Here is a 17,088-nt window from a genome sequence, read left to right on the forward strand (position 1 = left end):
TTCCTCACAGACCTTGATCTGCTCTCTTTAATTCACGATAACGCTGCTCAGTTTGCCACAACTCTTTTGGACTGCCTTGCATATAAATTTTCCCATCTTCTAGGAAAATAACCTGATCCATTTGATCAATTCCCTGCAAGTGGTGTGTAATCCAAATCAAAGTTTTTCCTTTAAGCTGAGTCATAAAAGTATCGATCACAGCTTGTTCAGTAATAGGATCTAATCCTACTGTTGGCTCATCAAGCAATACAATCGGCGTATCTTTTAACAAAATTCTTGCCAAAGCCAAGCGGTGACGCTCACCACCTGAAAAACGTAAACCTGCTTCATCTACTTCTGTTTCTAAACCCTGCGGCAGTTTTTCAACCATTTGATCTAATCCTACTCGTCTTAACACATCCCACAATTGATCATCTGTAGCATCTTCATTTCCTAAGCGGAGATTATTGCCAATTGTTGTGTTAAACAAGTAAGGATTTTGATTAATTATACTGAAATAATTAGCAATCTGATCACCAAATTGATCTGTCGAAATTCCATTTAGCGTAATACTACCGCTATCAGGAGTACGATCTCCACGCAATAATGAAGCGAGCGTGCTTTTACCAGCACCACTACGTCCTAAAATTGCTAACTTTTCACCATTCTTAATGGTTAAATTAAGACCGTGCAAAATCTCTTTATCAGTCTTGGGATAAGTATAATGCACATCCTTAAGATCAATTTCATATGGAGCCTTAAGGGTAATTGCTTTCTTATTTTCAACTTCTGGTCCAGGTAAATTATTTAATCGATTTAACGAATCCTTATAAATATTTGTTTCCTGAGCTGCGGCTGGCAATCCCGCAAAGGCTGACACGGTTGGAAATAGTGCCAATGCAAACGCTGCAATCCAGTTTGTATAATAGGTATCTCTTTGACCAAAGCGAAACATGCCCCAAATTATCAAACTGACAATCGCTAACAGATATACTAGCTGAAAAGTATAATCACGCCAACGTTCAAACTTTTTCATCACCTGATCAACTTCAAAAAGTTCTTGTTGATCTTTAACATGGAGCTTCAAAAAGGCTGAACCACGACCGGATAAAACCCAATCGTTGACACCCATCACGTTATCTGTCAGATCAGCATACAGTTTATCTTGCATTTGCTTTTCATAGGTCTGTCTAGCTCCGTTTACAAGCACTGACCAAATTGGAATAGCAAAAATAATTAAGCCAAAAACTACTAGCATCCATAATCCCATTAATGGAGATAGCCAACCTAAGCCAATTACAATAATTGCATATAGGCCCCAAGCTACCATCATTGGAAAAATAGATCTTAAATACAGGTTTTGAATGTGGCTAACATCATCAGACAATAAGCCTAAGATATCGCCTAGTTGATACTTACTATTAAAATTAGTAGCATCCCGTTCCAACGAATCATAAAGCTGCTGGCGGAATTTGGAAGTCATTCTAAAGACCCAGTTATGACTTACTAACCGTTCAACATAACGGACAGCTGGACGGAACACACCAAATGCTCTGGTCAAAACTATCGGTACATAAACTAGTAAAATATTTTCAGGTCGTGCAGCAGATCTACTAATCAAGTAACCTGCGCAGAACATCAATCCTCCACCGCAGAAGAACGTCAAAATACCCAAGAAAATTGCTAAGATCAAAGTTTTTTTGTAGCGCTTTAAGAAAGGACGAACCCAACGATCATTTTTTAGAGCTTTTAAAATTGGAATCCTATTGATCATTGCTTTCGCCTCTCATTCCGTGAATTAAATCAATAAAGTAACTATTATTTGCCTGCAAATCTGCAAACGTTCCCTGACCTACTAGCTGTCCATGATTCATGACTAGGATATAATCCATTTCTTTTAACCAGTGCAACCGGTGAGTGGCAAAGAAGACCAGGCGCTTTTGCATTAAAGGCAACATTTTAGTCTTCAAATCAATTTCAGTTTCAATATCTAAGTGAGCAGTTGGCTCATCAAAGATCATCACTTTACGTTTAGGATCTAGAAATGCCCTTGCTAAAGCAATTCTTTGCGCTTGACCACCAGACAAAGCTCTTTTACCTTGACCGATAACCGTATCTAAGCCCTTAGGCAAGTCGTTTAATAAATCATCTAATCCCATGACATGAATAGCCTGCAATATTTCTTGATCAGTTGCTTCAGGGTGATAAAAAGCAATATTTTCACGTAAAGACTTTGAAAAAACATATGGCTGTTGCGGAATGTAGATTAATTGCCTCTGCCAATCAGGGATGTTCATCGTGTTAGTTTTATGACCTTCTATTTCAATATCAGCTTGACTTGGTGTTAAAAAGCCACTAATTAGGTTAATCAAAGTACTCTTACCAGAACCACTCATACCGATAATTCCGATTTTTTGATAGCCTTTAATCTTAAAATTAATTGGTCCAATTTCCGCACCCTTTAAATAATTGAAACGCAGGTCATTAATTATTAACTCATCATTTGCACTCCAGTCAGTTAATGCAATTTTCTTTACAGGTTCTTTCGGAGCAGCGATTAACTCATTAATTCTCTTAAACGCATTTTTTCCATTTAGAGTGGCATGAAAATCGCCTGCAAAATCTCGGATTGGTAAGAAAAAGTCTGGTGCTAAAATCAAGATTCCCAAAGCAGGAAATAAATTGATTTTTCCATTCATCAAATCAAAACCAAGAAAAACTGCAATGATAGCAATCGATAAAGTAGTAAAGAAATCAAGAGCAAAAGTTGAAAGCATTGCGACTTTTAACACTGCCATTGTTTTCTTGCGAAAGTTTTCACTTAAACGATAAATACTTTTTGAATAGCGCTTGCTTAGGCCCAAATATTTTAGTGTATCAATACCACGTAAGGAATCGATAAAATTATTTGATAAAACCTGGAAACGACCAAATTGTTTAATCGCCTTATCTTGTGCTGCATGTCCCAAAATTATCATGAAAAGAACAATTAAAGGATACATCAAAAGCAGAATTACTGCAGAAAGACAATTTAAACAAAGCATGCAGATAAACACTATGATCGGAACGATCATCATCGTAAGGACTTTGCTATAAATCAGTTTGACATATTGTCGAACCTCATCAACTCCATCCAAAGCCATCGTAATCAAGCTACCCGTTCCCTGCTTTTGAACTAGAGCTTGTCCTTCATTAAATACTTTGGTTAAAAGTTTTTCTCGTAAGTCTTCTGCAATTTTTCCAGAATATTTATTTAAAATTGCATCCCTAATAGTATTAATCAATTGACGCAAGGCAAAGCATACAATAAATAGCAATAATAATAGCCAATTTAAAGCATGACCTTTCCAAAGTCCCGTCAAAACTGCACTTAATGCCAAAGCCTGACCAATTATGAAAAAAGCCTGCAGAATCTCAATTACTGCAAGCTTTCTCATGATTGCACTAGCGCCAGCAAGTTTGAATAGCTGTCGATCAATCATTATTTAACCTCTCCAATTTTAGGCATTGCAATCCGCTTGCGAAAAATCCAGTAAGCCCAGATTGTGTAAGCCAAAACACAAGGTACCAAGATTACAGTAGCAATTGTCATTACAACTAAAGTGTAATTTGATGATGATGCACTTTGGATCATCAAATCGTATTTGCTACTAATTGATGAGATCATTACTCTTGGGAACAATCCGCAGAAGATTAATGCTACCAATGAAATCAAGGTAAGACCACTAAATGTAAGAGCGATACCTTGCTTGTTCTTAAAGGTTGAAACGTGTGCTGCAACTGAGAAGCCCACGATTAAAGCTAGGCAGATTAGAGTCAAAATTGGATGAACCTTTAAGAAGTCTGTTTGGAAGAATAATAGTAAAGCAAAAATAACTTCACCAACATAGAGTACCCAGTAAAGTGCATGAGCATAATTTTGGGCACGATCTGAAATTACGCCTTTTGTCTTTAAAGTAATATAGTTCAAACCATGTAAGTAGCAAAGAAGTGTTAAAGCAACACCACCTACTACTGAGAACCAGTTAATGTAATCGAAGAAATGACCATAAATATTACCATTTGCATCGATTGGCATCCCTTTAATCATTGAGATAAACATGATTCCGAAGAAGAATGGAACAAGGAAACTCCCGATTGCCATTATGTTATCCCAAATATGACGATGGGCTGCACTACTCTTTGACCTAAACTCAAAGGATACACCACGAATAATTAAGCCAACCAAGATAATCAGCAAAATAATGTAGTATCCTGAAAATAATGTTGCATACCAATATGGGAATGATGCAAACATAGCACCACCTGCGGTAATAAGCCATACCTCATTACCATCCCACACAGGTCCAATAGTTCTGACAATTTGAGTTCTTTCGGCATCATTATAAGCTAATGTTTTTACAGCCATTCCCACACCGAAGTCAAAACCATCCAGGAAGAAGAAGCCGGAAAACAAAACGGCTAACAAGATAAACCATAATATTTGCAAAACTGACGCTGACATTTAAAAGGCCCCCTTTGCAAATGGATCAGTAGCTCTCTTTTCGTCTCCAGCTTTTTCCCATTCTTCTGGGTCATTACGCAAGAAGCGAACAGTTAAAGCAATCATTACAATTGCCAAAATTGTAAACAATGAGAAGTAAACAATATTGGAAATTAACAATGATGTTGCTGATACACTTGGTGATACACTTTGTGCAATAGTAAATAGTCCATAAACAGTCCATGGATAACGACCAAGTTCAGTAATTAACCAACCTGCAGTATTAACAATAAATGGTGAGAAAGTCAAAATTGCTAGTACCCATAGACACCAACGATGGCTGTAAAGACTTTCTTTGCCTTTGCGTGTCATGATCAATCCTACAATTGAAACTAAGAATAATAATGCAGCAAAGCCACACATTACACGGAATGACCAGAACAAAGTGTTAGCTGGAACATAATAATCCATCTTATGATTGTCAATCTTAGTTCCATATCTCTTTTCAAGTTGCTTATTAACTTCTTTCATACCAGTTACGGCACCTGTGGTCTTGTGGTATGAAAGAATACTCAATACATCGGGAATATCAATGTTTCCTTTTATGTCATGAGTCTTAGGATCGACATAGCCAACTACAGTCCATGGTGCTTTTTCACCGGTCGTAGTCGTTACACCTTCTGCTGCAGCGAACTTCATTGGTTGTTCATGAACCAAATATCTCATTTGGAAGTCACCGGCAACAAACTCACAAGATGAGAAAATTAACATTAAAACCAATCCTAAACGAATAGTTTTATGATAAATCTTCTTGTTAACATCTGATATGCTACGTTTTTTAAGTAATTGGAATGCAGCTAAACCTGTAAGAATGGTAGCACCGGTAAGCAATGCACCAAAAATTACGTGAGTATATTCATATAATAATTGACGGTTGCTAAGCAATGCACCAAAGTCAACCATGACTGCACGACCACCGCGGATACTAAATCCAACGGGATGCTGCATAAATGAGTTAGCTGTCAAAATCCAAAGTGCTGAAGTTAAAGTACCAAAGACAATCATCCATGCAAAGAATAGGTGCAAGCCCTTCTTTACACGATCCCAGGTAAATAACCAAAGACCAATAAATGTTGATTCAATAAAGAATGATAGCAAGGCTTCAAATGCTAATGGAGCTCCGAAAATATCACCCATGAATCTTGAATAATCTGACCAATTCATACCGAATTGGAATTCCTGAATTAATCCAGTTACCACACCAACGGCGAAAGTTAAGAGGAAGACATTTCCCCAGAATTTAGTCATTTTGCGATAATTAGGGTTTCCAGTGTGGACATACATTGATTCCATAATCGCAACCACGAAGATTGTACCAATTGTAAATGGTACAAAGAAGAAGTGGAATATGGTCGTCATTGCGAATTGGAAACGTGCTAAACTTAACACATTCATAATTACGCCTCCATAAAATTCTAAACTCCCTAATCTTTTAATAGGCTCACTTATAGTGTATACCTCTTAAAAAGTCTTTCAAGTCGGGCAATAATGCGTTTTCAGTAGTGTTATCTTATTTTATTCTAATTTTTCACTTTAGGCCTTACAATAACAGCTGTTATTATTAGTATTTATAAATTATTCAGCTTTATTCCTCATAAAAATTTTTAAAAATATTTTTATGTTATTAAATAATCGGTTCTTTTTAATCAGATAATCGTACTTATATCAGTATTAGTTAAGAAAGTGACCTACTAAAAATAAAAAAATCATCTTATTAAAAGAAGATTTTTTCAATTAGTTATTTAATGCTCTGATGCTCCTGACGTTGCATCAGAGGCACCATTTGTCTTAATTTGATTATCGGCTGTCTTTGGATATGGCTTCATTCTGTCAGGAGAAGTAATTGAATCCAAATTATCTGCAGTGTAATTAATATGTGCAATTTTAGCATGTTTAACGTCTTCAATAGTCTTGCATCCTGTTAATTGCATATCGATCAACAATTCTTTGTCTAATTGATCAATTACACTTTGAACACCTGGTGCTCCACCTAAGGCTAAACCATAAAGATATGGACGACCGATACCAACCATATCGGCACCCAATGCTAATGCTTTAAAGACATGTGAGCCACGACGTACGCCGGAATCAAAGATAATTGGTACCTGGTGGTTAACAGCCTTGGCAATTGCTGGCAAAACATCAATAGCTGCAGGACCACCATCTAATTGACGGCCACCATGGTTGGTAACATAAATACCATCAGCGCCAGCACCCATTGCTTTATAAGCATCTTCAACAGATTCAACACCCTTAACAATTACAGGTAAGCCAGTTTCTTCCTTAATGCGACGAACATCTTCAGGACCAATCTTTTGAGCTGATGAAGCATACATTTGAGCTACACTTTGTCCTTCACCCTTACCATCAAGATAGCGGGTAAAGAAGTCCAATGGAACTGGATAAGTAAATTTAGTTCTCAAGTTAGCTTCACGATAACCTGATACCAAAGCATCAACAGTCAAATAAATGCCCTTATAACCTGTCTTTTTAATTGCATCAAAGACCATTTCGTTAAATTTCCAATCCTTACTTAAGTAAAGTTGGAAAAATCTTGGAGCATCTGGAGCGGCTTTAGCAATATCTTCAACACTCTTGTTAGCATAGGTACTTGATGCAAACAATGCACCAGCAGCTGCAGCACCCTTTTGCGTATCAACTTCAGCCATTGTATGTGCAATTCCGTGACATGCAATTGGTGAAATCATTACTGGAGTCTTGAGCTTCATCCCCATGAATTCAGTAGCTGTAGAAGGATTTTCCATGTCAGTTAAGGCACGAGGAATAATTTGCCAATGATTAAAGGCTGCGGTGTTATTACGCCATGTCCATTCATTCTCTGAACCAGAAGCAATGTAGTAATATGCCCCTTCTGGCATAATTTTCTTAACTCTTTGTTCAAGTTCATCGACATTAATCATATGCAAATATTCTTCCCGATCGCTTTGTGGGAATCCTTTGTAATATACTGTCATATCTTGTGCCTCTTTCTACATAAATTTTATAAATCTGTTCAGCTTTCATTATTACACCAAAACATTATTTCTGTTAGTGAAAAGGCTTACAAACATTATAATTATCATAATGTAGTCCGTTATCTTATTTTGACTAAATAAAGAATAAAAAATCAATCGATGAGAAAGATCTATTTACACAAACTTCTTGACAGTCTCAGAGCTAGCGATACTTTAGAAATTGTTACTAATAAACAAATATCTTATCAAAGACTAAAAGGCTTAAAAGAAGAGTATTTCGGTTCTTTCGAAGGTCAAGATGAACGTCTTAACCCTCAAGTTCCTTACAACGATTTTTTTGTTCAATATGGTGGTGAAAATCAAAAAGACGTGCAAAAGCGTGTATTTGATACAATTTCAAGTTTTATGGCTAAAGCCCAACCCAATGAGAAAGTTATTGCCGTCTCACATGCCGGAGCCTGCTTTAATTTCTTAATTGCCATCGGAGTTGATCCACAGCAATTTTTAAAAAAGAGATTTGGCAATTGTTCTATTCTTGTAATTGATTACAAAAATGGAAAATTTAAACTAGAAGATTTAATTAATCCAAACTAAAAAAGGCGTCGACAATCGACGTCTTTTTTACATTCATAATCTAATACTTCAAATCACTAAATTGCTTATTAGAATTCTTCTTTGCAAGAGCTTCACTCTTCCAGTAAACAGCATTAGTGCGGCCGTTTGAATTAGCTGAGACGATCACACTTTGACCATCTTCAGTATGTGGTGCCAAGTATGTACTACCCTGTCCTGGAGTTTGACCCATATTGGTAAAGCTATAGAAACTAATACCATTAATTGTAGTTTGCTTCATATAACCATCTGAAGTACTTGAACCACTGTTCTTAGCCTTAACATTCATGCTAAAACCAGCTTCATCATTAATTTTATTATCAGTTACAGTCAAAGTGTCAATATTGCCGTTGCCTGTATCAGCAGTGTACCAAGTACCTTGAAGTGATGAAGGAATCACACTAGCACTAGTAGTTGTAGTCTTTTGTGCATCTTCATCGCCTTCTAATTTGACATTTAATTGTGTTTTTTCAGCTAATTGTTTTACTAAATCAGCAGCTTTCTTTTGGTTAAGGTAAGCAACGATATCTTTCAAACCAGTAGTTCCTAAATTACGTTGCTTAACAAAAATAGTAACTTGTTTATTGGCACCATCACCAGCTAGCATATAACGCGCATTACTGCTCTTGCCGGTACCACTAACTTCATAAACATAACCGCTATTATCTGAGGTAATGCCTGTAGCATCTTTACTTCTAAATGCTACACCTAAATTTCCTTGCTTAGCGGCATTAACAGCAATTTCCCAAGTATCACCGTATTTTTGTGCCGCATAAACTGCAATGGCACTGGCAGTGGTCTTGTAATCCATCTTGCTTGCAGACAACTTAGTATATGTATCTTTATTCTTGGAACTAGCTGTTGAAGTACTAGAGTTATCACTTGAATTCTTAGCAACTTTACTTGTTTTAGATTGTGATGATTGTGTATTGCTTTGTGTAGTTTGACTGCATCCTGCTAAAGTTAAAGCCGCAGAAATTGCAACCAACACAGTTAATTTATGTTTCAACAGAATTTCCCCTTTTCTTATTCGTTTCTATTGCTTTTCCTAATAATATTATGAAAAAGAATAAATGCCAACTTTTAAAGCAAAAATTTCCTAAAACTTATACTTACTTTAAGCTTTTAAATTCAGCATTCACATTATTTTTAGCAATTGTTGTTGATTTCCAATAGGAATCAAGATAATCTCCGGTATCTACACTATAGGTTACTACCGCCGGATTTCTACCATTTTTTTGTACAGTATACAAAAAGCCAAAGTTTTGTGCTCCTAAGCTTTGGACATGATAACAATCAATACCATTAATATTCTCGATTCGAGCTCTAGCCCAGTGCTTAGTTTGTTGGAAGGATTCCGTAGTAACTACAGCAGTTGATATCCTATGAATCTCTTCTCCTTCAATAGTATGAGCAGTGATCACTAGCTTTTTACCCTTTTTATTGTACCAAATACCACGAAGTTTTTTAGGAATATAAGCTAACCCTGCATCCCCTTTAACCCCATATTTATTTGAAGTAATCCGAGCACCCAATACAGTCTTAGCAGATAATCTTTTCACTTCTTCAGATTTTTGATGATCATTTAAAAAAGTTAAAATCGAATTCAAACTAACAGTAGCTATTTTCTTTTTATGGTTAAAAAATGAGACTTCATCTTTCTTCAACGTGTAGAAAGTATTTTGTTCTTTTCCGTTACCAGTAACCTGGTAAATATAGCCCTGCCCTTTAAAAATACGGCTAAAACCTGTTTTACTTTTAATACTGATACTTAAATGATTTTTTACCGCTTGCTTATATGCGTCTTGCCATTTTCCTTTATATTTCATGGCTGCATAAATTGTAATTGCACTAGCCTGTGATGTCTTGGTTAATTTATTAGCAGTTAAATTCTTTGAAACTTGCTTTTGAGTATTGTTGTCGACACTTTTATCATGCTGAGTGGAATTTTGACTACAAGCACTGAGATTTAGAGCTGTAGCTATTAAAAAAATTAATACTAATATCTTTTTGCTCATTGCAATACTTTCAACATTCTTCCCGATAATACAAAAATACCCCTAACGAAAATTAGGGATACTAATTAGCATTTTTATTATATAGCATTTTACATTAGAAAGTTGATTTTGTTAAATTCATTAAAGCTTTTTTAGCAAATTAATCCATTTCTCGATAACGCAAATCATGGAACTTCTTTCCAGCATATTTTTGAGCTAATTCTGGTGTTTTCCAATATACCGCATCGGTCCATATGCCTGCACCTCCAGCTAATATTAATACAGGTTGACTTTCTTCTGTATGGAGAGCATAAAACTCACCATCGCCAGCGGTTTCATTCCAACCATAGATGTTATAGTACAGCTTATTATCTTTTGGCTTGCTTTCAGGCACTTTAAACTTAGAAATAGTTGCCCAATGCTTGGTTTTAGCCCAATAAGCCTTATCTTGATCATGATCACCGCGATCACGATCTGGGTTCATTTTATGCAGTTCTGTCGTAACTGTACGCCCATCTTCTGTCTCTTCGATAGTATGTTCAGTAAAAGTTACGGTTGCTTTTTCATGATTATCATATGAGTACCAAGTTCCTAGCATCTCTGCAGGTGCATTATCTAAACCTCTATCGCCTGCTATTTTCGTAGTACTAGAGCCATTTGAATTATTATCAGCTGTACCTAAAACCACATCATTAGCTAGTCTTTTAACAATGCCAGCACTATTATGTGTATTTAAATATTTAACCATTTTATCTACTGTAATTGAGCCTAATTCAGTTTGATTATCATAGATAAAAATCTGGTCATCATTTAATGTATAGCATGCTCCACTATTTTGTTTATCAGCACTTACTCCATATACATATCCCTGACCATTAGTGATTTTGGGATAATCGCTTCGATTATGAAAACTAATTTTTAAGCCATTAGTTCTTGCTTCATTTAATACTTTTACCCAAGTTCCATGATATTTATTTGCAGCACACACCGTAATAGCACTTGCAATTTCTTTAGGTGTCAGCTTTGTAGATAACCTGACTCCATCTTCATTTACGATTTTCTTAGAAGAATGTTTTTTGACTACCGCTATTTTCTTTTCTTGATGCTGCGTTTTATGACTCACGGGACTGCACCCTGTCAAAAGTAACAAACTACAACAAGTAATTAACCCAACTTTTATCTTTTTGTTCAACTTTTTTCTCCATCGTTATAATCAAAATATCCATTTTTGATTATACAACAAAAAACCCCTCATAGCTTCGAACTATGAGGATTCTTATTAATTAGCTATTTTACCAGTTCATGTAACGTTGACGTTCCCAATCTGAAACTGATTGTGAATACTTAGACCATTCTAATTCTTTAGATTCAATAAAGCTATGAGTTAAGTGATCACCTAAAGCTGACTTGATTAAATCATCATTCTTAAATGCCTTAATTGCGTTGTGAAGAGTAGTTGGCAATGGTTTGATACCATGTTCTGCTCTTTCTTCTTCAGTCATTTCAAAGATGTTTTCTTCAACTGGCTTCATTGGCATCTTTTGTTCCTTAATGCCGTTAAGACCAGCAGTCAAACATGCAGCAAGTAAAAGATATGGGTTAGCAGTTGGGTCAGCTGAACGCATTTCCAAACGAGTGTTAATTTCACCAGCACTAGGAATACGTACAAGTGGTGAACGGTTCTTAGCAGCCCAAGCAATGTATACAGGAGCTTCAAAACCAGGAATCAAACGCTTGTATGAGTTAACAGTTGGGTTACCAATTGCAGTAATTGCACGAGCGTGCTCCAAAATACCATTTAAGAAGTAAAGAGCAGTATCTGAAAGGTGGAATTCACCATTTTCATCGTAGAAGACATTACGCTTACCCTTAAAGAGTGACATATTGTTGTGCATACCGTTACCAGCTTGGCCTTCAACAGGCTTAGCCATAAATGTAGCAAACAAACCATGCTTTCTTGCAATTTGACGAGTAACCATCTTGAAGGTTTGGCATCTATCTGCAGTAGTCAATGCATCATCAAATCTAAAGTCAATTTCTTGTTGACCATCACCTACTTCATGGTGAGCTGCTTCAACTTCAAAGCCCATACCTTCCAAAGTTTCAACGATTTCACGACGACATCTTGCGCCTTCATCATCTGAAGTCATATCAAAGTATGATGCATGATCTGGAACGTCGGTAGTCCAATTACCATCTTCATCTAACTTGAAAAGGTGAAATTCCATTTCAAAACCAATATCAAATGTATCAAAGCCTGCTTCTTTCATTTGACCAATAACACGCTTCAAGTTGTTTCTTGGGTCACCTGCAAAAGGCTTGCCATCAGTTGTATGAACTGAACAAATCAAACGTCCAATCTTACCACCGTGTTCATCACCCCAAGGTAAAACTGTCCAAGTTGAAAAGTCAGGATATAAAACCATGTCACTTTCTTCAAGACGAACAAAGCCATCAATTGAAGAACCATCAAAACGAATATCGTTATTCAAAACTTTGTCTAATTGACTCTTAGGTACTTCAACAGCCTTTTCAGTACCATTAATATCAGTAAAGCAAAGACGTAAAAATCTAACGTCTTTATCTTCAACTTCTTTTCTAATTTCTTCTGCAGTATATTGTTTACTCATAGTTTTATCCACCTATAAAAACAAAAATATTAAATTGATATGGTCCTATGATTTATTTTTATCTCCTAGAACTGACTAATACAATAGCAGACCAATTTATAAATGTCAAATTGGTCTAGTAAAAATTTAAAATTATTTTTGATTAAAGAATGTATCCCTTACAGCATTAATAACAGCTACTTTATCATGCGCATATGTTAAGCCACCTTGCATATAAACCGCATAAGGTGGTCTAACTGGACCATCTGCAGAAAACTCAATAGTTGAGCCTGAAACAAAGTTCCCCGCTGCCATAATAATCTTATCTTCGTAGCCTTCCATTGGAACTGCTTCTGGAGTAACAAAAGAGTCAATTGGAGAATTCTTTTGTACTTCTTGAACGAATTTGATCATTTTGTCAGGATCATTAAAGATAATTGTTTCAATAATGTCGCTACGCTTTTCATCCCATGCGGGAGTGACATTCATTCCCATTTTAGCAAACAAGGCTGCCGCAAAAATCATACCTTTTTCAGCCATACCAGTTACATTAGGTGCTAAGAAAAAGCCCTCATAGAAGTCATGCAAGTTACCAATTGTTGCTCCTTCATCAGTGCAACCTGGAGCGGTAAGTGCAAGACGAGCATTTTCCACTAAATCTTTTTTACCGACAATATAGCCACCCATCTTAGCAAGACCACCACCGGCATTCTTTATTAAAGAACCGGCCATTAAATCTGCGCCATATTCTGTTGCTTCATGCTTTTCAGAAAATTCACCGTAGCAATTATCAATGAAGACAATACTTTGTGGACTAACTTTCTTAACAAAAGCAATCATCTCTTTAATTTGGTCGATAGTAAAAGTCTTACGAGTCGAATAACCACGTGATCTCTGGATCGCTACCACCTTAGGCTGATCTCTACGGAGAATCTTCTCAGCTTCATCATAGTCAACCAAATTATCTTTTAGCGGAACATATGAAAACTTAACGCCTTTTTCAGCCAAAGTGCCACGCTTGTCATCAGTTAAACCAATTACCTTTTGCAAAGTATCATATGGCATCCCCGTCAAATAAGTCAAAGTATCGCCATATTTCAAATTACCATTCAATGCTGTAAACAAAGTATGAGTACCTGAAACAAACTGAGGGCGCACTAATGCATCTTCCGTGTCAAAGACTTGCGCATAAACTCGATCTAACTTATCACGACCAATGTCATCATCACCATAGCCTGTAGCACCGTTTAAATCAGCTTCTGCTACGCTATTATCTTGAAATGCTTGCAATACCTTAGCCTGGTTATAAACAATCTGATCCTCAATTTCTGCCAATTTAGGAGCTATTTGTTTATCTACTTCTTTTACTATTTTTTGCAATTCATCTGGTATATTATTCATTCTTCCATGCCTCTACTTTTTCAATAATTTTTGCCTTACAATCAGGATCATTTAATGGATCAAACCAATTAACTGGCAACTGATTTCTAAAGTATGTCAGCTGTCTCTTCGCATACCGCCTAGATGCAGTTTTAAGTTGCTCAACGCACTCGTCTAAAGCTTTTTTGCCTTCAAAATAAGGAAAAAATTCTTTATATGCGATAGCTTGCAATACTTGATGTTCTTTATCCCTATTTTGATAAATAAACTTTGCCTCCTCTAGCATCCCCTTTTGCATCATGCGATCAACGCGCAAATTAATTCGGCGATAAATTTCTTGCCTGTCAGAATTTAAACCAATAATCAGATAATCATATCTAGGTTCAATCTTTTTTTGTTGTTGTGAAAATTTTTCACCTGTACGATCAATCACCGTTAATGCCCGCATCGTTCTGCGCGAATTAGGAACTGGGATTTTCTTAGCAGCTTCTGGATCTTTTTCATTTAAAATATCCCACAACTTTTGCGGTCCATTCTGCTTTAAATAAACTTCCCACTTTTGGGAAGTTCCGCTGTCTTCGTCCTTTTTTTCTCCCAACTGCATTTTATTCAACAGAGCATTAACGTAAAAGCCTGTTCCGCCTGCTAAAATAGGAAATTTACCTTTTTCACTAATATCTGTGATCGCCTTAGTAGCTTCACCAACAAAATCTTTGACAGAATATTCATCAAATACTGATCGTGTATCAACTAAATAATGCTTAACTTCTGCCTGCTCTTCTTTAGTTGCCTTAGCTGTACCGACTTCCACTTCTTGGTAAACTTGCATAGAATCACCAGAGACAATCTCACCATTTAATGTTTTCGCCAAAGAAATTGCCAAATTTGTTTTACCAATGGCAGTTGGCCCTACTATTGCTAGTACTTTTTGCATATCATCATCTTTTCAATTTTATTTTTGATACAAAAAAGCACATTTAGGCTCCTTCAGCTCTAAATGTGTCTTTTTTTATTAATATTTAGACTTTTTAGTTCTACCATCCCAAGTTTCAAAACCACCTTTAAGCCAGTGGATTGAAACAAAGCCCTTCTTCTTTAAGAAACGGGCAGCTCTCAAAGTAATTGTGTTTGAATCTGAGTAAAGATAAACCGGTAAATCACTTCTAAGTTCATTATATTGGTATTTAAGCATTGTATATGGCAAATTGCGGGCACCATCAATATGCTTGCGCTTAAACGGTTCTTTTTCACGCAGATCGATAATTTGTGCCTTGCGCATGCCTGCCTTAAATTCTTCATTAGTCAATTCACCGCCGATAGATTTGGCTTGGATCTTATTCCATCCCCAAATACCTACAAAAACTAAAATAATGGCTAATAAAACTAAATCTAAGATAATTAAAAAACTCGACATAAACCTTAATCTGCCCTTCCATAAAAACTTACAAATATAATGATACCGCTAAACTAATTTACTTGCTATCCTTTTTCTTTTTATCTTCCTCTTTTAGTTCTTCGATTCTATGTTCTCTACGTAAAATCAATTTTGCAATCATATAATCATGTTTATCAATTAAACCGGCTTTATTGATATTATCAAGTTCGAGCGCCATCAATTCAATATCCCAGATTCTTTTACCAACATGAACTAAAATGCCATATTTTTCTAAAAGTTGTTGTACATCGTATAAAGTCTTCATTTAAAAGTTAATAACCATTCCTGTTCTAACAGTCCACACTATATAAACGATCAAAACAGCGCCCGCTAAAACGCGCCACTTAGGATTATACGTCCGCATTACGCGATCACCTAAAATGATAGCTAGCAAGAAGCCAGTTATTAAACCACCAATATGACCCCAAATATCAATACCGGGTACAAAAATATCTAACGCTAAATTAATCAGTGCTAAGACAAAAGCTTGTCTTCCTAAAAAACTAATTATTGGATTATGGAAATTACGCAAGCCAATGGCAACCATAGCCCCAAAAAGTCCGAACAAAGCTGTTGAAGCTCCTGCACTTAAACTTCGATCTGAACTAAAAGTCAAACTAAATAAATTACCACCAACTCCAGCCAATAAATACGTAACTAAAAAGCGCGTATGACCCATAACTGGCTCCATATATTGACCCATGTAATAGATAATGACAGCATTTGATATTAAATGCATGACACCAATATGCAAAAATTGAGCAGTAAATAAACGCCACCATTGATGACCAGCGACTACCGCATAATTATTCATGGCTCCCATTTTCATCAAAACATTGACGCTTTCGGAGCCACCTAAAAAGACTTCAACTAAAAAGACTATTAATAAAACTATTAAAATTCCTAAGGTCACAAATATTTGTGAGAGGTTAATTTTTTGCTTCATTCCAGCCTCCTTAAATTAATTAATGTGTTTCAGTAGTTATCAGCGTCCGAACTGGTATATCAGTGTTTTCAACAGGCCATTCAGCATGTTGGAATTGCATTTGAGAATTCACTAGTGATACAGTCTTAGGATTATATTTTGCTAAAAAGCGATCGTAATAGCCGCCACCAAAACCAAGACGAACGTGAGAATCAAGTGCGAATGCTAATCCAGGCACAATCACCAAGTCCAAATGATTATTAACTATAGCATCTGGGTCAGCGATTTCCTCTACACCAAAACTAGATTTTTTCAATTTACTCATATATGTGTAATGCAAAAAATTTAAAGTATGATCTTGATCATTTTCAGCTTTGGCCAAATATACCTCTTTACCCTCATCCCATAAATGAGCAATTACTTCGGAAGTATCCACCTCTAAAGGTAGAGAAGCAGTTATTCCAATAGTTTGACTATTTTTGATTAAATCAGATTCCATTAACTTTTTAAGTAAAATTGTATCTTCTAATTTTTTATCTTCAGTTTTGGCAAAACGCTTTAATTTATTTATTTGTATTTTTCTTAATTCTGATTTTTTCATTTTTTACCTACAAAAAATAGCAGGCACACAAC

At 36.0% G+C, this 17,088-nt stretch carries 16 protein-coding genes; 1 reads left to right on the forward strand and 15 read right to left on the reverse strand.

Features of this window, described 5'->3' with window-relative positions:
• Positions 1–4: 4 nt before the first annotated feature.
• The 5 genes from cydC to FC37_RS05225 all read right to left on the reverse strand — a co-directional run bounded on the left by cydC (position 5) and on the right by FC37_RS05225 (position 7,497).
• Complete coding sequence (gene cydC / locus FC37_RS05205; RefSeq protein WP_025005354.1) at positions 5–1,753, reverse strand: thiol reductant ABC exporter subunit CydC; 1,749 nt, start codon at positions 1,751–1,753, stop codon at positions 5–7.
• Positions 1,743–3,461 carry a thiol reductant ABC exporter subunit CydD gene (gene cydD / locus FC37_RS05210; RefSeq protein WP_025005353.1) on the reverse strand — a complete coding sequence of 573 codons (1,719 nt, stop codon included), beginning with the start codon at positions 3,459–3,461 and terminating at the stop codon, positions 1,743–1,745. Before cydD ends, cydC begins: the two co-directional genes overlap by 11 nt.
• Complete coding sequence (gene cydB, locus FC37_RS05215; protein ID WP_025005352.1) at positions 3,461–4,483, reverse strand: cytochrome d ubiquinol oxidase subunit II; 1,023 nt, start codon at positions 4,481–4,483, stop codon at positions 3,461–3,463. Before cydB ends, cydD begins: the two co-directional genes overlap by 1 nt.
• Positions 4,484–5,917 carry a cytochrome ubiquinol oxidase subunit I gene (locus tag FC37_RS05220; protein WP_025005351.1) on the reverse strand — a complete coding sequence of 478 codons (1,434 nt, stop codon included), beginning with the start codon at positions 5,915–5,917 and terminating at the stop codon, positions 4,484–4,486.
• A 347-nt stretch (positions 5,918–6,264) separates the two neighbouring features.
• On the reverse strand, positions 6,265–7,497 hold the full coding sequence (locus FC37_RS05225; protein WP_025005350.1) for a lactate oxidase: 1,233 nt from the start codon (positions 7,495–7,497) through the stop codon (positions 6,265–6,267).
• 159 nt (positions 7,498–7,656) lie between these two features.
• Between FC37_RS05225 and FC37_RS05230 the strand changes: the two genes are divergently transcribed.
• A complete protein-coding gene (locus FC37_RS05230; RefSeq protein ID WP_025005349.1) occupies positions 7,657–8,091 on the forward strand; it encodes a histidine phosphatase family protein in 435 nt (144 codons plus the stop codon).
• A gap of 40 nt (positions 8,092–8,131) precedes the next feature.
• Here the strand turns inward: FC37_RS05230 and FC37_RS05235 are convergent, their stop codons facing one another.
• The 10 genes from FC37_RS05235 to FC37_RS05280 form a co-directional block, all read right to left on the reverse strand.
• Positions 8,132–9,118: a hypothetical protein gene (locus FC37_RS05235; protein ID WP_025005348.1), complete on the reverse strand. Its 987-nt coding sequence runs from the start codon at positions 9,116–9,118 to the stop codon at positions 8,132–8,134.
• A 103-nt stretch (positions 9,119–9,221) separates the two neighbouring features.
• Positions 9,222–10,127: a hypothetical protein gene (locus tag FC37_RS05240; RefSeq protein ID WP_025005347.1), complete on the reverse strand. Its 906-nt coding sequence runs from the start codon at positions 10,125–10,127 to the stop codon at positions 9,222–9,224.
• A 139-nt stretch (positions 10,128–10,266) separates the two neighbouring features.
• Positions 10,267–11,229: a hypothetical protein gene (locus tag FC37_RS05245; RefSeq protein WP_025005346.1), complete on the reverse strand. Its 963-nt coding sequence runs from the start codon at positions 11,227–11,229 to the stop codon at positions 10,267–10,269.
• Positions 11,230–11,398: 169 nt separating this feature from the next.
• The gene (gene glnA / locus FC37_RS05250) at positions 11,399–12,736 is read right to left on the reverse strand and encodes a type I glutamate--ammonia ligase (RefSeq protein ID WP_025005345.1); all 1,338 of its coding nucleotides are present in this window, start codon (positions 12,734–12,736) and stop codon (positions 11,399–11,401) included.
• A gap of 132 nt (positions 12,737–12,868) precedes the next feature.
• The gene (locus FC37_RS05255) at positions 12,869–14,116 is read right to left on the reverse strand and encodes a methionine gamma-lyase family protein (RefSeq protein ID WP_025005344.1); all 1,248 of its coding nucleotides are present in this window, start codon (positions 14,114–14,116) and stop codon (positions 12,869–12,871) included.
• The gene (gene miaA / locus FC37_RS05260) at positions 14,109–15,029 is read right to left on the reverse strand and encodes a tRNA (adenosine(37)-N6)-dimethylallyltransferase MiaA (RefSeq protein WP_025005343.1); all 921 of its coding nucleotides are present in this window, start codon (positions 15,027–15,029) and stop codon (positions 14,109–14,111) included. The genes FC37_RS05255 and miaA overlap by 8 nt, the downstream gene beginning before the upstream one ends.
• A 78-nt stretch (positions 15,030–15,107) precedes the next feature.
• Positions 15,108–15,509 carry a rhodanese-like domain-containing protein gene (locus FC37_RS05265; protein WP_025005342.1) on the reverse strand — a complete coding sequence of 134 codons (402 nt, stop codon included), beginning with the start codon at positions 15,507–15,509 and terminating at the stop codon, positions 15,108–15,110.
• Between the two features lie 58 nt (positions 15,510–15,567).
• Positions 15,568–15,795 carry a YqgQ family protein gene (locus FC37_RS05270; protein ID WP_025005341.1) on the reverse strand — a complete coding sequence of 76 codons (228 nt, stop codon included), beginning with the start codon at positions 15,793–15,795 and terminating at the stop codon, positions 15,568–15,570.
• Positions 15,796–16,476, reverse strand: a complete 681-nt coding sequence (locus FC37_RS05275) for a rhomboid family intramembrane serine protease (protein WP_025005340.1) — start codon at positions 16,474–16,476, stop codon at positions 15,796–15,798. It lies immediately after the preceding gene.
• Positions 16,477–16,495: 19 nt separating this feature from the next.
• A complete protein-coding gene (locus FC37_RS05280; RefSeq protein WP_025005339.1) occupies positions 16,496–17,056 on the reverse strand; it encodes a 5-formyltetrahydrofolate cyclo-ligase in 561 nt (186 codons plus the stop codon).
• Positions 17,057–17,088: the final 32 nt, after the last annotated feature.

The organism is Lactobacillus gallinarum DSM 10532 = JCM 2011, from assembly GCF_001434975.1.
Classification (GTDB): domain Bacteria; phylum Bacillota; class Bacilli; order Lactobacillales; family Lactobacillaceae; genus Lactobacillus; species Lactobacillus gallinarum.

Excerpts from the sequence above, each read along its gene's own strand:
- FC37_RS05230 (WP_025005349.1), top strand. The coding sequence starts at position 7,657 with ATGAGAAAGATCTATTTACACAAACTTCTTGACAGTCTCAGAGCTAGC.
- glnA (WP_025005345.1), bottom strand. The coding sequence starts at position 12,736 with ATGAGTAAACAATATACTGCAGAAGAAATTAGAAAAGAAGTTGAAGAT.
- miaA (WP_025005343.1), bottom strand. The coding sequence starts at position 15,029 with ATGCAAAAAGTACTAGCAATAGTAGGGCCAACTGCCATTGGTAAAACA.
- cydC (WP_025005354.1), bottom strand. The coding sequence starts at position 1,753 with ATGATCAATAGGATTCCAATTTTAAAAGCTCTAAAAAATGATCGTTGG.
- FC37_RS05255 (WP_025005344.1), bottom strand. The coding sequence starts at position 14,116 with ATGAATAATATACCAGATGAATTGCAAAAAATAGTAAAAGAAGTAGAT.
- FC37_RS05265 (WP_025005342.1), bottom strand. The coding sequence starts at position 15,509 with ATGTCGAGTTTTTTAATTATCTTAGATTTAGTTTTATTAGCCATTATT.
- cydB (WP_025005352.1), bottom strand. The coding sequence starts at position 4,483 with ATGTCAGCGTCAGTTTTGCAAATATTATGGTTTATCTTGTTAGCCGTT.
- FC37_RS05270 (WP_025005341.1), bottom strand. The coding sequence starts at position 15,795 with ATGAAGACTTTATACGATGTACAACAACTTTTAGAAAAATATGGCATT.
- FC37_RS05240 (WP_025005347.1), bottom strand. The coding sequence starts at position 10,127 with ATGAGCAAAAAGATATTAGTATTAATTTTTTTAATAGCTACAGCTCTA.
- FC37_RS05280 (WP_025005339.1), bottom strand. The coding sequence starts at position 17,056 with ATGAAAAAATCAGAATTAAGAAAAATACAAATAAATAAATTAAAGCGT.
- FC37_RS05225 (WP_025005350.1), bottom strand. The coding sequence starts at position 7,497 with ATGACAGTATATTACAAAGGATTCCCACAAAGCGATCGGGAAGAATAT.
- FC37_RS05275 (WP_025005340.1), bottom strand. The coding sequence starts at position 16,476 with ATGAAGCAAAAAATTAACCTCTCACAAATATTTGTGACCTTAGGAATT.
- FC37_RS05220 (WP_025005351.1), bottom strand. The coding sequence starts at position 5,917 with ATGAATGTGTTAAGTTTAGCACGTTTCCAATTCGCAATGACGACCATA.
- cydD (WP_025005353.1), bottom strand. The coding sequence starts at position 3,461 with ATGATTGATCGACAGCTATTCAAACTTGCTGGCGCTAGTGCAATCATG.